At 64.4% G+C, this 24,615-nt stretch carries 21 protein-coding genes; 1 reads left to right on the top strand and 20 read right to left on the bottom strand.

Going from position 1 to position 24,615, the window contains the following annotated elements; genetic code table 11:
- Positions 1 to 51: 51 nt before the first annotated feature.
- The 9 genes from KB874_RS06885 to rpsL all read right to left on the bottom strand — a co-directional run bounded on the left by KB874_RS06885 (position 52) and on the right by rpsL (position 7,615).
- Positions 52 to 348, bottom strand: a complete 297-nt coding sequence (locus tag KB874_RS06885; RefSeq protein ID WP_212535807.1) for a 50S ribosomal protein L23 — start codon at positions 346 to 348, stop codon at positions 52 to 54.
- Positions 345 to 962, bottom strand: a complete 618-nt coding sequence (rplD, locus tag KB874_RS06880; protein WP_212535806.1) for a 50S ribosomal protein L4 — start codon at positions 960 to 962, stop codon at positions 345 to 347. Before rplD ends, KB874_RS06885 begins: the two co-directional genes overlap by 4 nt.
- A complete protein-coding gene (gene rplC / locus KB874_RS06875) occupies positions 959 to 1,780 on the bottom strand; it encodes a 50S ribosomal protein L3 (RefSeq protein WP_212535805.1) in 822 nt (273 codons plus the stop codon). Before rplC ends, rplD begins: the two co-directional genes overlap by 4 nt.
- 11 nt (positions 1,781 to 1,791) lie before the next feature.
- Positions 1,792 to 2,097, bottom strand: coding sequence for a 30S ribosomal protein S10 (rpsJ, locus tag KB874_RS06870; protein WP_017467315.1), 306 nt, complete (start codon positions 2,095 to 2,097; stop codon positions 1,792 to 1,794).
- 487 nt (positions 2,098 to 2,584) lie between these two features.
- On the bottom strand, positions 2,585 to 3,763 hold the full coding sequence (gene tuf / locus KB874_RS06865; protein WP_212535788.1) for an elongation factor Tu: 1,179 nt from the start codon (positions 3,761 to 3,763) through the stop codon (positions 2,585 to 2,587).
- Positions 3,764 to 3,822: 59 nt separating this feature from the next.
- A complete protein-coding gene (locus KB874_RS06860; RefSeq protein WP_212535804.1) occupies positions 3,823 to 4,494 on the bottom strand; it encodes a sulfotransferase family 2 domain-containing protein in 672 nt (223 codons plus the stop codon).
- 27 nt (positions 4,495 to 4,521) lie between these two features.
- Positions 4,522 to 6,645, bottom strand: a complete 2,124-nt coding sequence (gene fusA / locus KB874_RS06855; RefSeq protein ID WP_212535803.1) for an elongation factor G — start codon at positions 6,643 to 6,645, stop codon at positions 4,522 to 4,524.
- A gap of 26 nt (positions 6,646 to 6,671) precedes the next feature.
- Complete coding sequence (rpsG, locus tag KB874_RS06850) at positions 6,672 to 7,142, bottom strand: 30S ribosomal protein S7 (RefSeq protein WP_212535802.1); 471 nt, start codon at positions 7,140 to 7,142, stop codon at positions 6,672 to 6,674.
- A gap of 101 nt (positions 7,143 to 7,243) precedes the next feature.
- Positions 7,244 to 7,615: a 30S ribosomal protein S12 gene (gene rpsL, locus KB874_RS06845; RefSeq protein ID WP_005862801.1), complete on the bottom strand. Its 372-nt coding sequence runs from the start codon at positions 7,613 to 7,615 to the stop codon at positions 7,244 to 7,246.
- 358 nt (positions 7,616 to 7,973) lie between these two features.
- On the opposite strand from rpsL, the gene KB874_RS06840 reads away from it, so the two are divergent.
- Complete coding sequence (locus KB874_RS06840; protein ID WP_212535801.1) at positions 7,974 to 8,774, top strand: putative rhamnosyl transferase; 801 nt, start codon at positions 7,974 to 7,976, stop codon at positions 8,772 to 8,774.
- Here KB874_RS06840 and KB874_RS06835 read toward each other — a convergent pair.
- From KB874_RS06835 to secE, 11 genes are all read right to left on the bottom strand, one after another.
- On the bottom strand, positions 8,750 to 9,637 hold the full coding sequence (locus KB874_RS06835; RefSeq protein WP_212535800.1) for a DMT family transporter: 888 nt from the start codon (positions 9,635 to 9,637) through the stop codon (positions 8,750 to 8,752). The genes KB874_RS06840 and KB874_RS06835 overlap by 25 nt on opposite strands.
- A 146-nt stretch (positions 9,638 to 9,783) precedes the next feature.
- Positions 9,784 to 14,031, bottom strand: a complete 4,248-nt coding sequence (gene rpoC, locus KB874_RS06830; RefSeq protein WP_212535799.1) for a DNA-directed RNA polymerase subunit beta' — start codon at positions 14,029 to 14,031, stop codon at positions 9,784 to 9,786.
- Positions 14,032 to 14,113: 82 nt separating this feature from the next.
- On the bottom strand, positions 14,114 to 18,256 hold the full coding sequence (gene rpoB / locus KB874_RS06825; RefSeq protein ID WP_212535798.1) for a DNA-directed RNA polymerase subunit beta: 4,143 nt from the start codon (positions 18,254 to 18,256) through the stop codon (positions 14,114 to 14,116).
- A gap of 486 nt (positions 18,257 to 18,742) precedes the next feature.
- Complete coding sequence (gene rplL, locus KB874_RS06820) at positions 18,743 to 19,126, bottom strand: 50S ribosomal protein L7/L12 (protein ID WP_212535797.1); 384 nt, start codon at positions 19,124 to 19,126, stop codon at positions 18,743 to 18,745.
- A 74-nt stretch (positions 19,127 to 19,200) separates the two neighbouring features.
- On the bottom strand, positions 19,201 to 19,719 hold the full coding sequence (gene rplJ / locus KB874_RS06815; RefSeq protein ID WP_212535796.1) for a 50S ribosomal protein L10: 519 nt from the start codon (positions 19,717 to 19,719) through the stop codon (positions 19,201 to 19,203).
- Positions 19,720 to 19,993: 274 nt separating this feature from the next.
- On the bottom strand, positions 19,994 to 21,772 hold the full coding sequence (locus tag KB874_RS06810; protein ID WP_212535795.1) for an ATP-binding protein: 1,779 nt from the start codon (positions 21,770 to 21,772) through the stop codon (positions 19,994 to 19,996).
- An 11-nt stretch (positions 21,773 to 21,783) separates the two neighbouring features.
- The gene (locus KB874_RS06805; RefSeq protein ID WP_212535794.1) at positions 21,784 to 22,284 is read right to left on the bottom strand and encodes a putative pterin-binding protein; all 501 of its coding nucleotides are present in this window, start codon (positions 22,282 to 22,284) and stop codon (positions 21,784 to 21,786) included.
- Between the two features lie 120 nt (positions 22,285 to 22,404).
- Positions 22,405 to 23,103, bottom strand: coding sequence for a 50S ribosomal protein L1 (gene rplA, locus KB874_RS06800; RefSeq protein ID WP_212535793.1), 699 nt, complete (start codon positions 23,101 to 23,103; stop codon positions 22,405 to 22,407).
- Positions 23,104 to 23,107: 4 nt separating this feature from the next.
- Positions 23,108 to 23,560, bottom strand: coding sequence for a 50S ribosomal protein L11 (rplK, locus tag KB874_RS06795; protein ID WP_212535792.1), 453 nt, complete (start codon positions 23,558 to 23,560; stop codon positions 23,108 to 23,110).
- 123 nt (positions 23,561 to 23,683) lie between these two features.
- Positions 23,684 to 24,217, bottom strand: a complete 534-nt coding sequence (gene nusG, locus KB874_RS06790) for a transcription termination/antitermination protein NusG (RefSeq protein ID WP_212535791.1) — start codon at positions 24,215 to 24,217, stop codon at positions 23,684 to 23,686.
- 171 nt (positions 24,218 to 24,388) lie between these two features.
- Positions 24,389 to 24,586, bottom strand: coding sequence for a preprotein translocase subunit SecE (secE, locus tag KB874_RS06785; RefSeq protein ID WP_212535790.1), 198 nt, complete (start codon positions 24,584 to 24,586; stop codon positions 24,389 to 24,391).
- Positions 24,587 to 24,615 lie beyond the last annotated feature (29 nt).

The following is a 24,615-nucleotide window of genomic DNA, read 5'->3' as shown; positions in this document are numbered from 1 at the left end:
CGAAACCCGGCCGTATCGACGACCGGGTTCCAGTTTACGGACGGGACCGGGTCAGAGACCGGTCGACACGTCGATCGTGTTGCCCTCTTCGAGCATCACGTAGGCCTTCTTGACGTCACGGCGCGTGCCGGGACGACCCTTGAAGCGCTTGGTCTTGCCCTTGGTGATGGTCGTGTTGACCGACTTCACCTTGACACCGAAAAGCGCCTCGACCGCGTCCTTGATCTGCGGCTTGTTGGCGGCCATCGCCACCTCGAAGACCACGGCGCCGTGTTCGGACGCCATCGTGGCCTTTTCGGTGATGATCGGCTTGCGGATCACGTCGTAGTGCTGTGCGTTCGCGCTCATTTCAGTCGAGCCTCCAGTGCTTCGACACCCGCCTTGGTCAGCACGAGCGTGTCGCGCTTGAGGATGTCATAGACGTTCGCGCCGATCGACGGCAGCACATCGAGACCCTCGATGTTGCGGGCCGCCTGCGCGAAGGTCTCGTTCACCTGCGCGCCATCGATGATCAGCGCACGCTTCCAGCCCAGGTTTGCAACCTGCTTGGCCAGGGCGGCGGTCTTGCCTTCGGATGCCGCGGTGTCGATCACCACCAGCGAGCCGGACAGGGCCTTGGCCGACAGGGCCATCTTCAGACCCAGGGCGCGGACCTTCTTGGGCAGGTCATGCGCGTGGCTGCGCGGGGTCGGACCCTTGTAGATGCCACCCTTGCGGAAGATCGGCGCCTTGCGCGAGCCGTGACGTGCGCCGCCCGTGCCCTTCTGGCGATAGATCTTCTTGGTCGAGTAGCTGACTTCCTTGCGGGTCTTGACCTTGTGCGTGCCGGCCTGCGCCTTGTTGCGCTGCCAGCGGACCACACGGTGAAGAATGTCGGCGCGCGGCTCGAGCCCGAACAGGGCCTCGTCCAGCTCGACCGACCCGGCGTTGCCGCCGTCCAGGTTGATCACGTCGAGTTTCATTCGTCGCCTTCCTTCTTCTCGGCTTCAGCCAGTGCTGCGGCCTCGGTGGCTGCCTGCTCTGCGGCCAGACGTGCGGCTTCGGCCTCTGCCTCGGCGGCTGCCTGGGCGGCGGCTTCCTCGGCCAGCTTCTGCGCTTCGCGCTTCTTGCTCATCAGGGCGGCGGGCAGGATCACGTTCTCGGGCGTGGCCTTCTTGACCGCGTCCTTGACCGTCACCCACGAGCCCTTGGGGCCGGGAACGGCACCCTTGATCATGATGATACCACGGTCGCTGTCCGTCTTCACCACCTGCAGGTTCTGCGTGGTGACGCGGACGGAGCCCATATGGCCGGCCATCTTCTTGCCCTTGAACACCTTGCCGGGGTCCTGGCACTGGCCGGTCGAGCCGTGTGAACGGTGGCTGACCGAGACGCCGTGCGAGGCGCGCAGGCCGCCGAAGTTATGCCGCTTCATGACACCGGCAAAGCCCTTGCCGATGGTCGTGCCGGACACGTCGACATACTGACCTTCAAAGTAATGGTCGGCGATGATTTCCTCGCCCACCTCGATCAGGTTCTCGGGGCTGACACGGAATTCCGCGATCTTCCGCTTGGGCTCGACGCTGGCCTTGGCGAAATGGCCGCGCATCGCCTTCGACGTGCGCTTGACCTTTGCCGTGCCGGCGCCCAGCTGGACTGCGGTGTAGCCGTCGGTGTCGGTGGTGCGCTGCGCGACGACCTGAAGGCCATCGAGTTGCAGCACGGTGACGGGGATCTGCTTGCCGTCTTCCATGAAGAGACGGGTCATGCCGACCTTCTTGGCGATCACTCCAGAGCGCATGGTCACCCCCCTTACACCTTGATCTCGACGTCCACGCCGGCGGCGAGGTCGAGCTTCATCAGGGCGTCCACGGTCTGCGGAGTCGGGTCGACGATGTCGAGCAGGCGCTTGTGCGTCCGGATCTCGAACTGGTCGCGCGACTTCTTGTTCACGTGGGGGCCACGCAGAACGGTGAATTTCTCGATCTTGTTGGGCAGCGGGATCGGCCCGCGGACCTGTGCGCCGGTGCGCTTGGCGGTGTTGACGATTTCCTGGGTGCTTGCATCAAGCACACGGTAATCGAACGCCTTCAGCCGGATACGGATGTTCTGGTTCATGGAACATGCCTTCTTTGGCGTTGGGGTTGAGAGGAGGACCGGCGACCACCGCAAGCCCTCATCGAACCCAAAGGGCGGGAATCACCCCGCCCTTGGACGGCCTCTCGACCGTTGCGCGCGTATACAGGGGGTGTGGAGGGGTGACAAGGCCTTTGCAGTAGCTGGACGGAAACGCTCTTTCGATCGGAGAGTCGCTCAGTCCAAGCCTGCCTTAACTTATGTTTTCCGGAATTGACTTGGAAAGAAAGCAGTCCGATCGTTAAAGGACAAGGTAGTGGCGGCGGCTGGCCATCGACGACGCGCAACCCCTCGGGTGGCGGACGCAGCAATGGCCGGTCTGGAGGCAGCAAGGAAAATAAGCTTCGAGTCAAAAAAGGCCGCCCGGTAGGGCGGCCTTCTCAATTCTCATCCGGGTTTCGCGTCTCGGGGCCGTCGCTTACGCGACGATCTCCGACACACATTTCGTGGCGCGTCTCGGGACCGTCGCTTACGCGACGATCTTCGACACGACGCCCGAGCCGACGGTGCGGCCGCCTTCGCGGATGGCGAAGCGCAGGCCGTCTTCCATCGCGATCGGCGCGATCAGCTCGACCACGAACTTCAGGTTGTCGCCCGGCATCACCATCTCGGTGCCCTCGGGAAGCTCGACCGTGCCGGTCACGTCCGTCGTCCGGAAGTAGAACTGCGGGCGATAGTTCGCGAAGAACGGCGTGTGACGGCCGCCCTCTTCCTTGGTCAGGATGTAGACCTCGGCCTCGAACTTGGTGTGCGGCTTCACCGAACCCGGCTTGCACAGCACCTGGCCGCGCTCGACCTTTTCACGGTCGATGCCGCGCAGCAGCGCGCCGATGTTGTCGCCGGCTTCACCGCGGTCCAGCAGCTTGCGGAACATCTCGACACCCGTGCAGGTCGTCTTCTGCGTCGCCTTGATGCCAACGATTTCCAGTTCGTCGCCGACGTTCACCACGCCACGCTCGACACGGCCCGTCACCACGGTGCCGCGGCCCGAGATCGAGAACACGTCCTCGATCGGCATCAGGAACGGCTGGTCGATCGCACGCGCCGGCTGCGGGATGTACGCGTCGACGGCGGCCATCAGTTCGCGGATCTTGTTCTCGCCGATCTCGGGATCACGGCCTTCGAGGGCGGCCAGCGCCGAGCCCGCGATGATCGGGATGTCGTCGCCGGGATAGTCGTAGGCCGACAGAAGCTCGCGCACTTCCATCTCGACCAGCTCGAGCAGTTCCTCGTCGTCCACCTGGTCGACCTTGTTCAGGAACACCACCATCGCCGGGATGCCGACCTGGCGGCCCAGCAGGATGTGCTCGCGCGTCTGCGGCATCGGGCCGTCAGCCGCGTTCACCACCAGGATCGCGCCGTCCATCTGCGCCGCACCGGTGATCATGTTCTTCACGTAGTCGGCGTGGCCGGGGCAGTCGACGTGGGCGTAGTGGCGCGCCTCGGTCTCGTATTCCACGTGCGCGGTCGAGATCGTGATGCCGCGCGCCTTCTCCTCAGGAGCCGCGTCGATCATGTCGTACGCCTTGAACTCCTTCGAGAAATACTTCGTGATCGCAGCCGTCAGCGTCGTCTTGCCGTGGTCGACGTGACCGATCGTCCCGATGTTGCAGTGCGGCTTATTCCGCGCGAACTTTTCCTTTGCCATGGCTTTCCTTCTTTCCTGCTGATTGGGCCCCTACGGACCCGATGTTGATGTTCGGGAGGTCAGGCCTTGACGGCCTGCTCCCCTTTGGCTGCGAACCATCGACCGTAAAGGTCGTAATCCTGCGCAAAGCGATTCCGGATCGCGTCGCGAACAGCGTCGGAGACCGGCGCCGTGTCGGCGGCGTTCTTCGTGCGGTTGCGGTGCGGCATCGCCAGCGTCGATCCCGTCCGCTCGCGCACAAGCGCAGCGAAGGCCTCGGCCTCGGAGATGTCGAACAGGGCATCGAACCACGCGGGATCGGCGCCCAGGAAGTGCGACAGCGGTTCCGAGTGCTGCTGCACCACGCCCGACGCCTTGCGATACGTGTCGAGCTTTTCGACGAAGGTCTCGAAGCTCGGCTTGACGTCGAGCCCGGCCTTGCGCGCCGCCGCCACGTCGGGCTTGCGCCGGAAGGCCAGCCCCTTGAGGATCTTGTCCTGGTAGCAGGACCGGATCCGCGCGACGGGATCACGCACGATCGCGACCTTGACGTAATCCGCAATTCGCTGATGCGGCAGCGACTCGAAGGGTCGCGACCGCGCCAGGTCATGCAGGGTATGCGTCTTGCCGCTGATCGCGAAAGGCTTGAAGGGCACCCCGTTCTCGATCTCGAAGAACAGGTTCTTGGCGGAGGTGCACGCACACTTCGGCACGCTCACATAAGCAAGCTTATGGTCGTGAAGAAGGATCATGCGTGCAACTCCGGCCCCTTGAGCAAATCAGGCGTACTTCGCCTGGATTTCGTCCGAGATGTTCTGCGGCACCGGGTCGTAATGGTCGAACTGCATCGTGAACTGCGCGCGGCCCGAGGACATGGAGCGCAGCGTGTTGATGTAGCCGAACATGTTGGCCAGCGGCACGAAGGCCTGGATCGCCACGGCGTTGCCGCGCGGTTCCTGACCCGACACCTGACCCCGACGCGACGTCAGGTCGCCGATGACCGAACCCGTGTATTCCTCGGGGGTCACGACCTCGACCTTCATCATCGGTTCCAGCAGCTTTGCGCCGGCCTTTTTCAGACCTTCGCGCATGCACATGCGGGACGCGATTTCGAAGGCCAGGACCGACGAGTCGACGTCGTGGAACTTGCCGTCGACCAGCGCGACCTTGAAGTCGATCACCGGGAAGCCCGCCAGCGGACCGGAGTCCATGACCGACTTCACGCCCTTTTCGACGCCGGGGATATATTCCTTCGGCACCGCGCCACCGACGATGCGGGATTCGAAGGAATAGCCTTCGCCCGGCTGGGTCGGAACGATCTCGAGCTTGACCTCGGCGTACTGGCCCGAACCACCCGACTGCTTCTTGTGGGTGTAGGTGTGCTCGATCTTGTGCGAGATCGTCTCACGATAGGCCACCTGCGGCGCGCCGATGTTGGCCTCGACCTTGAACTCGCGCTTGAGGCGGTCGACGAGGATGTCGAGGTGCAGTTCGCCCATGCCCTTCATGATGGTCTGGCCCGACTCGAGGTCGGTCTCGACGCGGAAGGACGGGTCTTCTGCTGCCAGACGGGCCAGGCCCGCCGACATCTTTTCCTGGTCGTTCTTGGTCTTCGGCTCGACGGCGATCTCGATCACCGGCTCGGGGAAGGTCATGGTTTCCAGGACCACCTGCTTCTGCGGATCGCAGAGCGTGTCGCCCGTGGTGGTTTCCTTCAGGCCGGCCAGCGCGATGATGTCGCCGGCAAAAGCTTCTTCGATCTCTTCGCGGTTGATGGCGTGCATCATCATCATCCGACCGACACGCTCGCGCTTGCCCTTGGTCGAGTTGATCATGCTGTCACCCTTCTTGAGAGTGCCCGAGTAGATCCGGGTGAAGGTCAGCGAGCCGACGAACGGGTCGTTCATGATCTTGAACGCCAGCGCCGCGAAGGGCTGGGCATCGTCTGCCGACCGGGCGATGTTGCGCTCTTCGGTTTCGTCATCCGGGCTGAAACCCATGTAGGCGGGCACATCCAGCGGCGAGGGCAGGAAGTCGATCACGGCGTTCAGCAGCGGCTGCACACCCTTGTTCTTGAACGCGGAGCCCGCGGTCACCGGAACGAAGGAGAGCGACAGCGTGCCCTTGCGGATCAGCTTGCGCAGGGTGGCCTCGTCGGGCTCGATGCCGTCGAGATACTTTTCCATCGCGTCGTCATCGACTTCGACGGCGACCTCGATCAGCTTGGCGCGCCACTCTTCGGCCAGCTCCTGCAACTCTTCACGGATCGGCTGACGCTTCCAGGAAGCGCCCAGGTCTTCGCCCTGGTACACCCACTCTTCCATCTTGAGCAGGTCGACGATGCCTTCCAGCTTGTCCTCGGCGCCGATCGGCAGCGCGATGGGGGCCGGGATCGCACCGGTGCGATCCTTGATCATCTTGACGCAGTTGAAGAAGTCCGCGCCGATCTTGTCCATCTTGTTGACGAAGACGATGCGCGGAACCTTGTAGCGGTCAGCCTGACGCCACACGGTTTCGGTCTGCGGCTCGACACCGGCGTTGCCGTCCAGCAGGCAGATCGCGCCGTCGAGAACGGCGAGCGAACGCTCGACCTCGATGGTGAAGTCCACGTGACCGGGGGTGTCGATGATGTTGAAGCGGTACTTGGTATCGGACGTGCCTTCGGCAGTCGGATCTTCCTGGCGCTGCCAGAAGGTGGTCGTCGCAGCCGAGGTGATGGTGATCCCGCGTTCCTGCTCCTGCTCCATCCAGTCCATCGTTGCGGCGCCGTCATGCACTTCGCCGATCTTGTGGGACTTGCCGGTGTAGTAGAGGATACGCTCCGTCGTCGTGGTCTTGCCGGCGTCGATATGCGCCATGATCCCGAAGTTGCGATAGCGGGTGAGAGGGTAATCGCGGGCCATTTGTCAGGTCCTTGAGCTAATGAGATTTACCAGCGGTAATGGCTGAACGCCTTGTTGGCGTCTGCCATCTTGTGGGTGTCTTCGCGCTTCTTCACGGCGGCACCGCGGGACTGGACGGCATCGATCAGTTCACCGGCCAGGCGCTCTTCCATGGTGTTTTCGTTGCGGTTCCGCGCGGCGATGATCAGCCAGCGGATCGCCAGCGCTTCACGGCGCTCGGGGCGAACCTCGACGGGCACCTGGTAGGTGGCGCCACCGACACGGCGCGAGCGGACCTCGACCGACGGCTTGATGTTGTCCAGCGCCTCGTGGAAGATTTCCACCGGGGCCCGCTTGACCTTGACTTCGACGCGCTCGAGCGCGCTGTAGACGATGCGTTCGGCAACAGACTTCTTGCCGTCGATCATCAGGTTGTTCATGAATTTCGTCAAAACCCGGTCACCATACTTGGCGTCGGGCAGGACTTCGCGCTTCTCTGCGGCGTGACGACGAGACATCTGTGTCGATCCTTCGCTCTTATCTTGACATGTCCCCGACGAGGTCGAGGGTCGATTGTTTCACGATATCCCGGGCCGGGCCCGGGACGACGCCACAGGCGTCACTTGGGACGCTTCGCACCGTACTTGGAGCGGCGCTGCTTGCGGTCCTTGACGCCTTGGGTGTCGAGCACCCCGCGCAGGATGTGGTAACGCACACCGGGAAGGTCTTTCACCCGGCCGCCACGGATCAGGACCACGGAGTGCTCCTGAAGGTTGTGGCTTTCACCAGGGATGTAGCTGATCACCTCGTAGCCGTTGGTCAGACGGACCTTGGCCACCTTCCGCATTGCCGAGTTCGGCTTCTTCGGCGTGGTGGTGTAGACGCGGGTGCAAACGCCGCGCTTCTGAGGGCACTGCTCGAGGTGCTGAGACTTCGAGCGCTTGACTTTCGGCTGCCGCGGTTTGCGGATCAACTGCTGGATCGTGGGCATTCCGGTATCTTCCCCGTACTTCTCACATGTGTGCGCCGGACGTACCGGCCGTTTCGTTTGAGACCCCCAGCGCGTCCGCTGGTGGCCGATGTCGCACGCATCGCTTCATAGCAACACGTAAAGGCCGCTTCGTTCCCATTCCGAGGTGAACGACGCGGCGGGTTCTCAGAGGATCGGGGCAGTTAAGTCGCCCGGATCTTGACCACTAAGTTCTGGATTTGGTCGCCGGACAGGATCCGCCAACCACATTCCGGGCGCGTATACGGGGAGTCGCATGGGTTGTCAACAGCAGCCCCGGCTTGCCTGGGGACGGCGGCAATGCCATGCCTTGCAGGTGTTTCGCGCGAAAGGCCCGCCCATGCAAGTCATCGGTTTCTGCCGCTTTTCCTTCCCGGCCGAGGGCGGTTTCCAGGTCGGTCATGCGACGGTCGAGGAACGCATCGCATACCTCTATGCCCCCGCCCGGATCGAGGAGCGATTCCGTCATTTCGAGACGATCTGCCTGCCCGGGATCAAGGCGCAGACCGACCCGGATTTCCTGTTCGTCATCCTGTGCGGCGACATGATGCCCAAGGGCCATCTGGACCGGCTGCGCAACCTGACCGCCGACATGCCGCAGGCCCGGATCGTGCTGCACCCGCCGGGGCCGCATCGCAAGGTCTGCCAGGAGGTGATGAATTCGGTCCGCGACATGGGCAGGCCCTGCCTGCAATTCCGCCATGACGACGACGACGCGGTCAGCGTGGAATTCGTCGCCTTGCTGCGCGAGGCGGCGCGGGACTGCGCGACGCTGATCGGGAAACACCGGCTGGTGGGCTTCGACTGGAACCGCGGGTTTGTCGCGCGGCCCGATGCGCGGGGGCTATTGGCCGCGCCATGCGTGACGCCCTACTGGGGTGTGGCGCAGGCGGTGGCGGTGCAGGCGCGGGTGCAGCAGACGGTCCTGAATTTCTCGCACAACAAGCTGAACCAGTTCATGCCGACCGTCACCTTCACCGATCCGCCGGTCTATGTGCGGGGTCACAACGACCACAACGACTCGCGCCAGAAGAAGCACGTCACGCAGCCCGACCTGCAAAGGCTGGATGCCGAGGGCGAGGAGGCCTTTCGCGATCTCTTTGCCATCGACGCCGATCAGGTGCGCCGTGCCTTTGCCTGACGCCGCTTTAGCTGCATCTCGCGCCAGAGGGTGAACAGGCCGGTGGCCATGATGATCGCGGCACCTGTCAGGGCGATGGGTTTCGGCCATTCGCCGAAAAACACGTAGCCCAGCAGCAGCGCGAGAACCAGGCTGGTGTAACGGAAGGGCGCGACGAAGCCGACCTCGCCCACGCGCATCACCAGCACGCTGAAGATGTAGCCGCCGATGATGAACAGGCTGGCGCCCGCCAGCAGCATGCCGCTGCGTGGCTCGATCGGCTGCCAGTCCTGGAACAGGCTCCAGACCGCGGCAAAGAGCATCACGCCCGCGGACGAGCCCAGCGTCACCGTCAGCGACGGCACGGCGGCCGAGATGCGCCGCGTGGTCAGGTCACGCACCGTGACACAGGCGACCGAGGCTAGCGCCGACAGCGAGAAGATGTTGAACCCTTCGGTGCCGGGCCGGACGATCAGCAGCATCCCGCAGAACCCCACCCCGATGGCCAGCCAGCGGCGCCAGCCAACCGGCTCGCGAAAGAACAGCGCGCTGCCCAGCGTGATGGTCAGCGGCAGCATCTGCAACAGGGCCGAGACGTTGGCGATGGGCATGTTGAACAGCGCGTAGAAGAAGAACAGCGCGGCGCCGATCTCGGCCACCGCGCGCAGGGCGACAAGACCCGCATCGCGGCGAGGGATCTGCCAGCGTAGCGCGCCCATGCGCCAGGCCAGAAGCAGGATGAACGTGGTCGCGACAAGGCCGCGGATCGTCAGGATCTGGGACAGTGGCAGATGCCCGCCCAGCCCCTTGACGCACAGGTCGCCAAAGGTGAACGCGGACATGGACGCAATCATCAGCAGCGCGCCGCGGGAATTGTCTGACATGGGGCTCATGTCTGCCGCGTAGCACCGGGCGCGGCGTCTCGCCAGCGGGAAAATCACGGCGCGGCCAAGGTCACCTGCCCTGCGCAGGAAACGAAAAGGCCCTTCCCGTTGCCGGGAAGGGCCATGTTTCTCAACCGGTCAGGCGCTTATTCGCGGCTTTCCGGCGTGTCGACGATCAGGGTGTCGTATTCGTCGCCACCCACCACGTCGTCCATCATGCTCGGCGCGGCCAGCGCGGCGGCGGCTTCGGCCTCCTCGCGGCGGGCCTCGATCACCTTGTTGTCGCGGTCCTGCGCGATGCGGCGCACGCGCTGGGTTGCGCCACCGGTGCCCGCCGGGATCAGGCGGCCCACGATGACGTTCTCCTTGAGGCCCACAAGCGTGTCGACCTTGCCCTGGACGGCGGCCTCGGTGAGGACGCGGGTGGTTTCCTGGAAGGACGCCGCCGAGATGAAGCTGCGGGTCTGCAGCGACGCCTTGGTGATGCCCAGCAGGATCGGCTCGCCCGTCGCCGGACGGCCACCTTTCTTCTCGACCTTGGCATTGGCCTCGTCGAACTCGGCCTTGTCCACGTGCTCGCCCTTGAGCAGCGTCGTGTCGCCGCTGTCCTGGATTTCCCACTTCTGCAGCATCTGCCGGACGATGACCTCGACATGCTTGTCGTTGATCTTCACACCCTGCAGTCGATACACGTCCTGCACCTCGTCGATCATGTAGTTGGCCAGCGCCTCGATCCCCATGATGGCGAGGATGTCATGCGGCGCCGGGTTGCCGTCCATGATGTAGTCGCCCTTCTGGACGTAGTCGCCCTCGGCCACCGGGATGTGCTTGCCCTTGGGGATCATGTATTCCTTGGGCTCGAGCGTCTCGTCGGTGGGCTCGATGGTGATGCGGCGCTTGTTCTTGTAGTCCTTGCCGAAGCGCACATAACCGTCGATCTCGGCGATGATGGCGTGATCCTTCGGACGGCGCGCCTCAAACAGTTCCGCCACCCGCGGCAGACCGCCGGTGATGTCCTTGGTCTTGGCACCCTCGCGCGGGATCCGCGCGACGACGTCGCCGGTCCGGATGGTCTGGCCATCCTCGCAGGACAGGATCGCATCCACCGACATCGGGTAGGTCATCGGGTTGCCCTGTGCGTTGCGCACCGGCTCGCCGTCCTCGGTCATCAGGATGATCTCGGGCTTGAGCTCGTTGCCGCGGGGCGCCGCACGCCAGTCGATCACGATCTTCTGGGTCATGCCGGTTGCATCGTCCACCTCGTCGCGCACGGCGACACCCGTGGTCAGGTCCACGTGGCGGGCGATACCGTCAGCCTCGGCGATGATCGGCAGGGTATACGGGTCCCACTCGAACAGCTTGGTACCACGCTTGATCGTGTCGCCTTCCTTGACGAACAGCTTGGAGCCGTAGCCCAGCTTGTGGCTGGCGCGCTCGTTGCCCTGGTCGTCGACGATCCGCAGCTTCATGTTGCGGCCGATGACCAGCGTCTCGCCATTGGCGTTTTCCAGCGTGTTGGTGCCTTCGAAGGCGATGGTGCCTTCCTGCGACGCCTCGAGGAAGGACTGCTGTCCGCCTTGCGCCACGCCGCCGATGTGGAAGGTCCGCATCGTCAGCTGGGTGCCCGGTTCGCCGATCGACTGCGCCGCGATGATGCCCACGGCCTCGCCGGTGTTCACCATCGTGCCGCGTGCCAGGTCGCGACCGTAGCACATGGCGCAGACGCCCTCCTCGCTCTCGCAGGTCAGCGGCGAGCGGATGCGGGCGGTCAGCACGGCCGCCTCGTCGATCACGTCCGACATGCGCTCGTCGATGAGTTGGCCGGCCTTGACGAGGATCTCGCCGGTGACCGGATGCGGGATATCGTCCGCAGAGACACGGCCCAACACACGTTCGGCAAGCGACGCCACGACCTCGCCGTCGTTGACGGCGGGTTCGGCGGTGATGGCGCGGTCGGTGCCGCAATCGAGCTCACGCACGATGCAGTCCTGCGCCACGTCCACCAGGCGGCGGGTCAGGTAACCCGAGTTCGCGGTCTTCAGCGCGGTGTCCGACAGGCCCTTGCGGGCGCCGTGGGTCGAGTTGAAGTATTCGAGAACGGTCAGGCCTTCCTTGAAGTTCGAGATGATCGGCGTCTCGATGATGTCGCCGTTCGGCTTCGCCATCAGGCCGCGCATCCCGCCCAGCTGCTTCATCTGCGTGACCGAGCCACGGGCGCCGGAATGCGCCATCATGTAGACCGAGTTCGGCTCCATCTCGGCGCCGGCTTCGTCGGTCTTGGCCGCCGAGATGGTCGACATCATCGCCTCGGTGACCTTGTCGTTGCACTTGGACCAGGCGTCGACGACCTTGTTGTACTTTTCGCCCTGGGTGATCAGGCCGTCCATGTACTGCTGTTCAAAGTCCTTCACCTGGTCGCGCGTCTCTTCGACGATCTCCCACTTGTTGTCGGGGATGACCATGTCGTCCTTGCCGAAGCTGATGCCGGCGCGGAACGCCTCCTTGAAGCCCATCGACATGATCTGGTCGCAGAAGATCACCGATTCCTTCTGGCCGCAGTAGCGGTAGACGGTGTCGATGACGCGCTGCACGTCCTTCTTGCGCAGCAGCGTATTGACCAGTTCGAAGGGCGCCTTGGCGTTCAGCGGCAGCAGAGCACCCAGCCGCACGCGGCCCGGGGTCGTCTCGTAGCGCTTCCAGACCTCCTGGCCTTCCTCGTCGATCTGCTTGACGCGGCAGGTGATCTTGGCGTGCGGATGCACCTCGCCCGCGTTGAGCGCGTGCTCGACCTCTTCGATCGAGGAGAAGGCCATGCCTTCACCCTTCATGCCCGAGCGTTCGATCGAGGTGTAATAGAGACCAAGGATCATGTCCTGCGACGGAACGATGATCGGCGCCCCGTTGGCGGGCGACAGCACGTTGTTCGTCGACATCATCAGCACGCGGGCTTCAAGCTGGGCTTCCAGCGAAAGCGGCACGTGCACGGCCATCTGGTCGCCGTCGAAGTCGGCGTTGAACGCCGAGCAGACCAGCGGGTGCAGCTGGATCGCCTTGCCTTCGATCAGGATCGGTTCGAACGCCTGGATGCCGAGGCGGTGCAGCGTGGGCGCGCGGTTCAGCAGGACCGGGTGCTCGCGGATGACCTCGTCGAGGATGTCCCAGACCTCGGGACGTTCCTTTTCCACCAGCTTCTTCGCCTGCTTGACGGTGCTGGACAGGCCCTTGGCCTCGAGCCGCGAGTAGATGAACGGCTTGAACAGTTCCAGCGCCATCTTCTTCGGCAGGCCGCACTGGTGCAGCTTGAGTTCGGGGCCGGTCACGATGACCGAACGGCCCGAGAAGTCGACCCGCTTGCCCAGCAGGTTCTGGCGGAAGCGGCCCTGCTTGCCCTTCAGCATGTCGGACAGCGACTTCAGCGGGCGCTTGTTGGCGCCGGTGATGACGCGGCCGCGGCGGCCGTTGTCGAACAGGGCGTCAACGGCTTCCTGCAGCATCCGCTTTTCGTTGCGGACGATGATGTCCGGCGCGCGCAGCTCGATCAGCCGCTTGAGGCGGTTGTTCCGGTTGATCACGCGGCGGTACAGGTCGTTCAGGTCGGACGTGGCGAAACGGCCGCCGTCCAGCGGGACCAGCGGGCGCAGTTCCGGCGGGATCACGGGGATAACGGTCAGGACCATCCATTCCGGGCGGTTGCCGGATTCCAGGAAGGACTCGACGACCTTCAGGCGCTTGATGATCTTCTTGGGCTTCAGTTCGCCGGTGGCTTCCTTCAGCTCTTCGCGCAGGCGCTCGGCCTCGGCTTCGAGGTCGATGTTGGCCAGCATCTCGCGGATCGCCTCGGCGCCGATGTTCGCCGTGAAGGCGTCCATGCCGAACTGGTCCTGCGCGTCGAGGAATTCCTCTTCGGTCATCAGCTGACCGTATTGCAGGTCGGTCAGACCCGGCTCGATCACCACGTAGTTCTCGAAGTAGAGGATGCGTTCCAGGTCGCGCAGCGTCATGTCCAGCATCAGGCCGATGCGCGAGGGCAGCGACTTGAGGAACCAGATATGGGCGCAGGGCGCGGCCAGCTCGATATGGCCCATGCGCTCGCGCCGGACCTTCTGCAGCGTGACTTCGACGCCGCACTTTTCGCAGACGACGCCGCGATACTTCATGCGCTTGTACTTGCCGCAGAGGCATTCGTAATCTTTGATCGGGCCAAAGATACGCGCGCAGAACAGGCCGTCACGCTCGGGCTTGAACGTGCGATAGTTGATGGTTTCCGGCTTCTTGATCTCGCCGAAGGACCACGAAAGGATCCGTTCCGGCGACGCCAGAGACACCTTGATCTCGTCAAAGACCTTGGGCGGGGTCAGCGGGTTGAACGGGTTGTTGGTCAGTTCCTGGTTCATTCTGTTCCTCAAGAGTTAGAGGGTGCGGGGAAGGCAGGTGCGCCCGCAGGCGCACCAAGCACGAGATGAGCGCGGTGGCGCGTCACTCCGCGTCTTCCTCCTCCGCATCCAGGAGTTCCATGTTGAGGCCCAGACCCCGGACCTCCTTGACGAGCACGTTGAACGACTCCGGCACGCCGGCCTCGAAATTGTCCTCGCCCTTGACGATCGACTCGTAGACCTTGGTCCGGCCTGCCACGTCATCCGACTTCACCGTCAGCATTTCCTGCAGGGTGTAGGCGGCGCCGTAAGCTTCCAGAGCCCAGACCTCCATCTCGCCGAAGCGCTGGCCACCGAACTGGGCCTTGCCGCCCAGCGGCTGCTGGGTGACGAGGCTGTAGGGGCCGGTCGAACGCGCGTGGATCTTGTCATCGACCAGGTGGTGCAGCTTCAGCAGGTATTTGACACCCACCGTCACCTTCCGGCTGAACTCCTCGCCGCTGCGACCGTCGAACAGGCGGCTCTGGCCGCTGGTGTCGAACCCGGCACGCGTCAGCGCATCGTTCACGTCGGCCTCCTTGGCGCCGTCGAAGACGGGCGTCGCGATCGGCACGCCGCGCGTGACGTTGCCCGCCGCCTCGACCAGCAGATCCTCGTCCATATCGCGCAGACCTTCTTCATAGACCTCGTCGCCATAGGCGATGCGCAGCGCCTCGCGCACCGGGGTCAGGTCACCCGAGCGGCGATAGTCGGACAGCGCGTCGTCGATCTGGATGCCCAGGCCGCGCGCGGCCCAGCCCATGTGGGTTTCCAGGATCTGGCCGACGTTCATCCGCGACGGCACGCCCAGAGGGTTGAGGCAGAAGTCGACCGGCGTGCCGTCCTCGAGGAACGGCATGTCCTCGATGGGAACGACGCGCGAGATGACGCCCTTGTTGCCGTGACGGCCGGCCATCTTGTCGCCCGGCTGCAGCTTGCGCTTCACCGCGACGAAGACCTTGACCATCTTCATCACGCCCGGAGGCAGATCGTCGCCGCGGCGGACCTTTTCGACCTTGTCCTCGAAGCGGGCGTCCAGCGCGCGCTTCTGGGCCTCGTACTGGTCGTGCAGCGCCTCGAGGTTCTTGGCATCCTGCTCGCCCTCAAGGGCCAGCTGCCACCACTGGCTGCGCGGCAGGCTGTCCAGCAATTCGTCGTTGATCTCGGAGTTCGGCTTGATCCCGCGCGGGCCCTTCACGGCCACCTTGCCCGTCACCATCGAACGCAGGCGCGCATAGATGTTGCGGTCGAGGATCGCCAGCTCGTCGTCCCGGTCGCGGGCCAGCTGTTCGATCTCTTCGCGCTCGATCTGCAACGCACGTTCGTCCTTTTCGACGCCGTGGCGGTTAAACACGCGGACCTCGACGACGGTGCCGTAGTCGCCGGGCTTGACCCGCAGCGAGGTGTCGCGCACGTCCGATGCCTTTTCGCCGAAGATGGCGCGCAGCAGCTTTTCCTCGGGCGTCATCGGGCTTTCGCCCTTGGGGGTGATCTTGCCCACCAGGATGTCGCCCGGCTCGACGTCGGCACCGATATAGACGATGCCCGCCTCGTCGAGGTTGCGCAACGCCTCTTCACCCACGTTCGGTATGTCGCGGGTGATTTCCTCGGGGCCGAGCTTGGTGTCGCGGGCGGCCACTTCGAATTCCTCGATATGGATGCTCGTGAAGACGTCATCGCGGGCGATGCGTTCCGAGATCAGGATCGAGTCCTCGTAGTTGTAGCCGTTCCACGGCATGAACGCGACGATCACGTTCTTGCCCAGCGCCAGTTCACCCATGTCGGTCGACGGGCCGTCGGCAATGACCTCGCCTTTGCCCACGGTATCGCCCACCTTGACCAGCGGACGCTGGTTGATGCAGGTGTTCTGGTTCGAGCGCTGGAACTTGCGCATCCGGTAGATGTCGACGCCCGGATCGCCTGGTTCCATGTCTTCGGTTGCGCGGATCACGATCCGCTGCGCGTCCACCTGGTCGATGATGCCGGCCCGGCGCGCCATCACGGCCGCGCCAGAGTCGCGGGCCACGATGCCCTCGATCCCGGTGCCGACCAGCGGCGCCTCGGAGCGCAGCGTCGGCACGGCCTGCCGCTGCATGTTCGAGCCCATCAGCGCGCGGTTCGCGTCGTCGTTCTCGAGGAACGGGATCAGCGAGGCGGCAACCGAGACCAGCTGTTTCGGCGAGACGTCGATCAGGTCGACCTGCTCGCGCGGAGCGAGCGTGTAGTCGCCGGACTGGCGGGTGTTCACCATCTCGTTCACGAAGGCGCCGCCATCGTCCAGGGTGGCGTTCGCCTGGGCGATGGTGTGGCGCATTTCCTCGGTCGCGGACATGTACAGGACTTCATCGGTCACCGTCGCGTCCTTGACGACGCGATAGGGGGTTTCGATGAAGCCGTACTTGTTTACGCGGGCGAAGGTCGCGAGGCTGTTGATCAGACCGATGTTCGGGCCTTCCGGCGTCTCGATCGGGCACATCCGGCCGTAGTGCGTCGGGTGCACGTCGCGCACCTCGAAGCCGGCGCGCTCTCGCGTCAGGCCGCCCGGGCCAAGCGCTGAGAGGCGGCGCTTGTGCGTCACTTCGGACAGCGGGTTGGTCTGGTCCATGAACTGCGACAGCTGCGAGGAACCGAAGAACTCGCGCACCGCGGCGGCGGCGGGCTTGGCGTTGATCAGGTCCTGCGGCATGACCGTGTCGATCTCGACCGAGGACATGCGCTCCTTGATGGCGCGCTCCATCCGCAGCAGGCCGACGCGGTACTGGTTCTCCATCAGCTCGCCGACCGACCGGACGCGGCGGTTACCGAGGTGGTCGATGTCGTCGATCTCGCCCTTGCCGTCGCGCAGCTCGACCAGCGCCTTGACGCAGGACACGATGTCGTCGCGGTCCAGCGTGCGCTGGGTGTCGGGCTTGCCCAGGTCGAGACGCATGTTCATCTTGACGCGGCCCACGGCCGACAGATCATACCGCTCGGAGTCGAAGAACAGCGTGTTGAACAGGGTGCTGGCGGCCTCGACGGTGGGCGGCTCGCCCGGGCGCATGACGCGGTAGATGTCCATGAGCGCGGTTTCCCGGTTCATGTTCTTGTCTTGCGCCATCGTGTTGCGCATGTAGGCGCCCACGTTGATGTTGTCGATGTCCAGCACCGGGACCTCGGTCACGCCGGCATCCAGCAGTTCCTTGAGGCTGCCGCCGGTCACGTCACCGTCCTTGTCGACGGTCCAGGTCAGCTCGTCGCCGGCCTCGGCATAGATCGCGCCGTTTTCCTCGTTGATCATGTCGCAGGCGGCGAACTTGCCCACGATGTGCTCGAACGGGACCAGCAGGTTCTTGACCTTGCCGGCATCGATCAGCTGCTTGACCGCGCGGGGCGTGATCTTCTTGCCGGCCTCGGCGATGACCTCGCCAGTGTCGGCGTCGACCAGGTCGAAGGGCGGGCGGGTGCCGCGCACACGCTCGGGGAAGAACTTGGTCACCCAGCCCTCGCCCTTGCGATAGCTGTAGGTCACCGTGTCGTAATAGGCATCCATGATGGCTTCCTGGTCCATGCCGAGGGCATAGAGCAGGGTCGTCACGGGCAGCTTGCGGCGGCGGTCGATGCGGGCGAACACGATGTCCTTGGCGTCGAACTCGAAGTCCAGCCACGAGCCGCGATAGGGGATGATCCGGCAGGCGAACAGCAGCTTGCCCGAGGAATGCGTCTTGCCCTTGTCGTGGTCGAAGAACACGCCCGGCGAGCGGTGCATCTGGGACACGATCACGCGCTCAGTGCCGTTCACGATGAAGGTGCCGTTATGCGTCATCAGGGGCATATCGCCCATGAAGACGTCCTGCTCCTTGATGTCCTTCACGGACTTGGCGCCGGTATCCTCGTCGATATCGAACACGATCAGGCGCAGCGTGACCTTCAGGGGCGCGCTGTAGGTCATGTCGCGCTGCATGCATTCTTCGACGTCGTATTTCGGCTTTTCCAGCTCGTATCCGACGAATTCCAACTGCGCGGTCTCGTTGAAATCCTTGATCGGGAAGATCGACTGGAACACGCCCTTGATGCCTTCGCCGTCCTGCGGCTGGGGCTGGTCGCCGGATTTCAGGAACAGCTCGTAGCTGGATTTCTGAACCTCGATGAGGTTCGGCATCTCGAGGACTTCACGGATCTTGCCATAATAACGGCGAAGACGTTTCTGACCGAGGAAGCTTTGCGCCATGAGAGGGGCACCCTTTCGATTTTCTCTGCCTGAACGCGCGCGCTGCCGGGGCCACAGCGGGCGTTCTGTCAGTGACGGCTGGCTACCGGATCCATTCTCGGCGCGCGTCCCACCGCGCGCCACTCGATCCGGCGGACCTTGCCTTGGAAAGCCCCCGCGCCGGGGGCTTGCCAAGACAGGCGGGCCGATCAGGCCATATGATGCTGTGCGGGGTCCGGAAAAGATGCGGTCAGGGCTGCGTTCATTCGGGAATGCCTCCTCGTCGTCCGGAACAACCAAAAGCGGCATCGAATCGGATCGAGCCGCAGGAAGGTTCCGGATATTCGCTGAACGCACGAAACGCAACCCCTGCACACAGGAATTGCCATTTCATTAACGCGCAGATTGCCAAAAACAGGCAACAGCGTCAAGCACTCCTGCGCAGCGCCCCCGGAAACGAAAACAGCCCCGCCATTGGCGGGGCTGCGCGCAATCGCCGTGAGGCAATTACTTGAGCTCGACTTCTGCGCCTGCTTCTTCGAGCTGCTTCTTGATGGCCTCGGCCTCGTCCTTGGAGACGCCTTCCTTGACGGCCTTGCCGCCGGCTTCCACGAGGTCCTTGGCTTCCTTGAGGCCCAGGCCGGTGATGGCGCGGACTTCCTTGATGACGTTGATCTTCTTGTCGCCAGCGGCTTTGAGGATCACGTCGAATTCGGTCTTTTCTTCCTCGGCAGCGGCGGCTTCGCCGCCGGCGGCCGGGCCAGCCATCATGACGGCGCCGCCAGCGGCGGGCTCGATGCCGTACTCGTCCTTGAGGATGGTTTTCAGTTCTTGTGCCTCGAGCAGCGTGAGGTTCACGATTTGCTCGGCAAGTGCTTTGAGATCAGCCATTTTGAGACTCTTTCCGTTTGCAAGATGTGTTCCAACGTCGGGCCTTGGCCCCTACGCAGGTCATTCCGATTGCCTTACGCCGCTTCGGCCTTTTCCTCGATGGTCGAGAGGATGGAAGCGATGTTCGATGCAGGTGCGCCAATGGCGCCGGCGATGTTCGCGGCAGGTGCGCCGATGCAGCCGACGATGGAAGCGATGAGCTCCTCGCGCGACGGCATCTTCGACACGGCCTCGATACCGGCACGGTCCAGGGTGGTTCCGCCCATCGCCCCGCCAAGGATCGCGAACTTCTGGTTCGCTTTGGCGAAGTCCTCGACCACCTTGGCAGCTGCCACGGGATCTTCGGAATAGGTCAGAACCGTCATGCCTTCGAGAAGCGACGCGATGCCAGCGGCCGGCGTTCCCTCGAGTGCAATCTTGGCGAGCCTGTTCTTGGCGACGCGGACCGATGTGCCGGCGGCGCGTGCGCGCCCCCGCAGGTCCGTCATCTCGGCAACCGTGAGACCTTCGTAGCGGGCAACCACCACGACGCCAGAGCTTTCGAAGATCTGGCCGAGTTCCTCGACCACTTTCTCTTTCTGGGCTCTATCCACAGTTTCACTCCAGTTGATGGAGGGCGGACCCTCCGGCTCAGTCTGACAGGGCGAACCCTGCCGCAAAGTCCGATACCGGGGTCGACGCATACCGTGGGGCCGGCGCGGCTGCGCGGGCCTTGGCAAGATGTCTCTTCCCGTCTCAGGCAGGACTTAACGCGCAATGCAGCCCACCGTCTCGGACGAAATGAGGGTCCGCACACGAATCGCGTCCGGGCCCTCGGCGGGTCGTTTAGCGGGTTTGGCGGGGCTTGCCAAGGGCCGTCGCAGGACCTCAGGCGGCCTCGGCCCGGGCATAGCGGGCCAGCAGCCGGAACAGCGCGCGTTTCGACACCGGCTTGGGCAGGAAATCGTGCATCCCCGCCGTCATGTATTCCTCGATCTGGTGAGCGAGGACATTGGCCGTGACGGCGACAATCAGGCTGGGCGCCTGGCCGCTTTCGGCCTGCTGCCAGCGGATCGCCTCGGTGGCGGCCATGCCGTCCATGCGAGGCATCTGGATATCCATCAGGATCACGTCGAAGCGGCGTGCACGCGCCCGGTCCACCGCTTCCTGCCCGTCCTCGGCGAAGGCCAGCTGCGCCTGCGTCGGCTCCAGGAAACGGCGCATCAGCAGGCGGTTGGTCGCGGTGTCGTCGACCACAAGGATGCGCATGCCGACGAGGATCGGGGCCCGGTCGAGGCGGCTGGAGACCGCCGCCGCCTGGTCCTGCGAGGCGGCGTTCAGTGGCAGGGTGACGTGAAAGACCGCCCCCTGCCCCACCGCGCTTTCGAGGTCCAGCGTGCCGCCCATAGCCTCGCACAACTGGCGCGAGATCGTCAGGCCCAGGCCTGTGCCGCCATGCTTGCGCGTGACGCCGGCATCGGCCTGGTGAAAGGGCTGGAACACGCGCTCCTGTGCCTCGGCGGGAATGCCCGGGCCGGTATCGGTGACGGTGATCCACAGCGCCTCGCCCGCAGGAGTGGGCCCGGCCCGGACCCGGACCCCGCCCGTCTCGGTGAACTTGACCGCGTTGGCGATCAGGTTGTGCAGCACCTGCCGGAGGCGCCGGCCGTCGCCAAGCACGACCTCGGGCAACGACTCGTCTATCTCCAGGTCCAGCGACAGGCCCTTTTCCCGTGCCCTTGCCCCATATAGCGCGCGCGCTGCGGACAGCACATCGCGCAGAACGAATGGCCGAGTTTCCACGTGCAGCTGGCCTGCCTCGATGCGGGACAGGTCGAGAACGTCGTTGATCGTGCTCAGCAGCAGGCCGCCGGATTGCTCGATCACGCTCAGGCAATCGGCCTGTTCGCGGGTCAGGTCGGTTTCCGCCAGTTCGGACGCCATGCCGAGGATACCGTTGAGTGGCGTCCGGATCTCGTGGCTGACATTGGCCAGGAAGCGCGTCTTGGCCGCGCTGGCCTGGGCGGCCTGTTCGCGCAGGCTGCGTTCACGGCGTTGCGCGACGCCGGCAAAATAGACCTCGCCCAGGACATAGGCCATCAGAGCGGCGATCAGAATGGCAAGGACCACCTCGTGCAGGATGGACGGGCGTTGCAGCGCACTGAGGGCGACGCGGCGCTGGTCGGCCTGCCGGGCGGCGAACATGTCGATCCAGGTGATCCGCGCGTCCCGCACCATGTCGTCCAGCCGCAGGGCCAGCCTGTCGACCTCCGTCGGGGAAATCGACGGGGCGGTGTAGATCACCGGCTCCTCGATGGCCAGGAAATCCCGGAATGCGGCGATCACCTGAGCAAAGGTGGGGTCCGGCGCCAGTTCGGACTCGGAGAGGATGCTCATCCGGCTCCACAGCAGGTCGAAGCGTAGATTGACTTCGTCGCGGGACAACAGGCCCGCCTCATGGTCGCGCAGGCCGGAAGACAGGCGTTGCGCCTCGAAGATCAGTTCGCTGACCTTCCATGAGATCGCGTTGACGGCGAAGATCGCGCGCTCCTTCGCCTGGGCCTGCGCGCGTTCCTGCACGACCACGGCAAAGGCCAGCGCTGCGGCAAGGCAGATCGCCGCCAGCGCCCGTGCCGCGCGGGCATTTTCTCGAAACCGCCGCCACATTTCGGTCTGCTCTAGCGACGGACCTCGATGCGGACGAGTTGCCAGATCATCTCGCCATCGAAGGGTTTCCCGGCAGCCTCGACCTCTGTCAGCGGATAGACGACCCAGATCGGGCCCTTGTCGCGCACGGTCATCGGCTTGCCGTCGAGATCCATCGCCAGCAGCACGTCGTGCCGGGCGGCATGGGCCACTGGGATCTCGATCGTGTAGTCGTTGATCGCGGTGGCGCGCAGCGTCCCCTCGGTCACGCCAAGCGCCGCCAGCAGCGAGGCCAGCGTGGGGCCGGCAAAGCGCTGCGGCCCATGGGTGAACGAGGTATGCGTGGCGACCTCGCGCCAGTCCAGAGACTGGAGCATCGCGCGGTCGAACACGGCAGAGTCGCCGGCGTTGGTCACGGCGATGTCGCCGGTCACGGTCAGCACGGTGGGGGATTGCGGCGCCTCTAGCGCCTGGGCGGCCGTTCCCGCCAAGAGAAATCCCCAAAAAGCGATCTGGCGCAGCGCATGCAGCATGTCTTGTCCTCCGGCTGGTGGGTCCTGCGCGGAGGATAGGGTCAAACTGCTAACGCGATCTTTCCCGGCAACGAAAAAGGCGGGCCCGAAGGCCCGCCCCATCCGCCGCAAGGGGCACGATCAGTTGCCGGTGGCGCTGGAAACGTCCACGGTCACGCCGGGGCCCATGGAAGAGCTCAGTGCGATCTTCTTCATGTAGGTGCCCTTGGCACCGGTGGGCTTGGCCGCCGAAACCGCCGCGACGAAGGCACGGATGTTCTGGGCCAGCTTGTCCGCATCGAACGAGGCCTTGCCGACACCGGCATGCACCACGCCGGCCTTCTCGGCCTTGAACTGGACCTGTCCGCCCTTGGCGTCCTTGACGGCCTGCGCCACGTCCATCGTCACCGTGCCGACCTTTGGGTTCGGCATCAGGTTGCGCGGGCCTAGGATCTTGCCCAGACGGCCGACGATCGGCATCATGTCCGGGGTCGCGATGCAGCGATCGAACTCGATCTTGCCGCTCTGGATGGTCTCCATCAGGTCCTCTGCACCGACGATGTCGGCACCGGCTGCCTGCGCCTCGTCGGCTTTGGGGCCACGCGCGAAGACCGCCACGCGCACCGTCTTGCCGGTGCCGTTCGGCAGGCCGACCACGCCGCGGACCATCTGGTCCGCGTGGCGGGGATCGACGCCCAGGTTCATCGCGATCTCGACCGTCTCGTCGAACTTCGCATTGGCGTTCGCCTTGATCAGCGCGACAGCCTCTTCGACCGTCACGTTGTCCTTGCCGGCGAAGGCTTCGCGGGCGGCGCGGGTGCGTTTTCCGAGTTTCGCCATCGTATTACCCCTTCACCTCGATACCCATCGACTTCGCCGAGCCGAGGATGATCTGCATTGCCGCTTCCACGTCGTTCGCGCTGAGGTCCTTCATCTTGGCCTCGGCGATCTCGCGGACCTGGGCGACGGTCACGGTGCCAACCACGTCGCGGCCCGGCTTGACCGATCCCTTGGGACGGTTGCGCTTGCCCACCGGCTTCAGGCCGGCCGCCTTCTTCAGGTAATAGGACGCCGGCGGCGTCTTGATGTCCATCGTGAAGGACTTGTCCTGATAGTAGGTGATCACGGTCGGGCAGGGCGCGCCGATTTCCATGTCCTGCGTCTTGGCGTTGAACGCCTTGCAGAATTCCATGATGTTGATGCCGCGCTGACCCAGTGCCGGACCCACCGGCGGGGACGGGGTGGCCTTGCCTGCAGGGATCTGCAGCTTCATCTTGCCCATCAGCTTCTTTGCCATGAGCTTTCTCCTCTACAACACCCGTCGGACGCGTCCTCGGGGCGGTTTCGTTGCGTGGTCAGGTCCGGACGGCGCGCCGCCCTCGCCTCCCACGGTGAGAGGGCCCTGACGGGCCCGCATCGCTCAGCCCTGCTTGGAGACCTGAGTGAATTCCAGTTCGACCGGGGTTTCCCGGCCAAAGATCGACACTGCGACGCGCAGGCGCTGGTTGTCGTCGTCGACACCCTCGACCATGCCGTCGAAACCCTCGAACGGGCCGTCAGTGACCTTGACCCGCTCGCCGATCTCGAAGCTGATCAGCAGCTTGGGCTGGTCGACGTTTTCCTGCACGCGGCCGAGGATCGCCTCGACCTCGGCATCGCGCATCGGCATCGGGCGGCCCTGCGGGCCAAGAAACCCGGTGACGCGGTTGATCGAGTTGATCAGGTGGTAGCCGCGGTCAGACATTTCCATGTGGACCAGGACATAGCCGGGCATGAAGCGCCGCTCGGTCGAGACCTTCTTGCCGCGGCGGACCTCGATGACCTCCTCGGTCGGCACCAGGACCTCGTCGATCTGGTCCTGAAGCGACTGCTCCTCCACCGCCGTCCGGATCTGCTCGGCGATCTTCTTCTCGAAGTTCGAGAGGACGCTCACCGAATACCACCGCTTCGCCATCTGGCCTTACCCTTGTTTCCTGCCCGCTGGGGCGGGTCTTTCCATCCCGGCTTGCGCGCGGGGAACAAAAAAGCGGCGTGCAACTCGAATCATTGCACGCCCTTGCTGTCGATTTGCGCGTGACTATCCCCAGCCGCGCGCGAATTCAAGTGCGCAGGTCGCGCGCCCACCTCAGGCGAACAGCCTCAGCAGTTCCTCGAGCCCGGTGCGGATCAGCAGATCGACGAGGGCAAAGAAGATCGCGGTCAGCGTCGCCATGATGAAGACCATGACGGTGGTCAGCATCACCTCGCGGCGGGTCGGCCAGACGACCTTGCCCACCTCGGCGCGGACCTGCTGGATGAACTGGAGCGGATTGGTGCGGGCCATGCCTGAAGGTTCCGGTCTGATTTTCGGTT

It is taken from the genome of Thetidibacter halocola, assembly GCF_018224955.1.
Classification (GTDB): domain Bacteria; phylum Pseudomonadota; class Alphaproteobacteria; order Rhodobacterales; family Rhodobacteraceae; genus Thetidibacter; species Thetidibacter halocola.
This window is presented reverse-complemented; position numbering and strand designations above follow the sequence as displayed.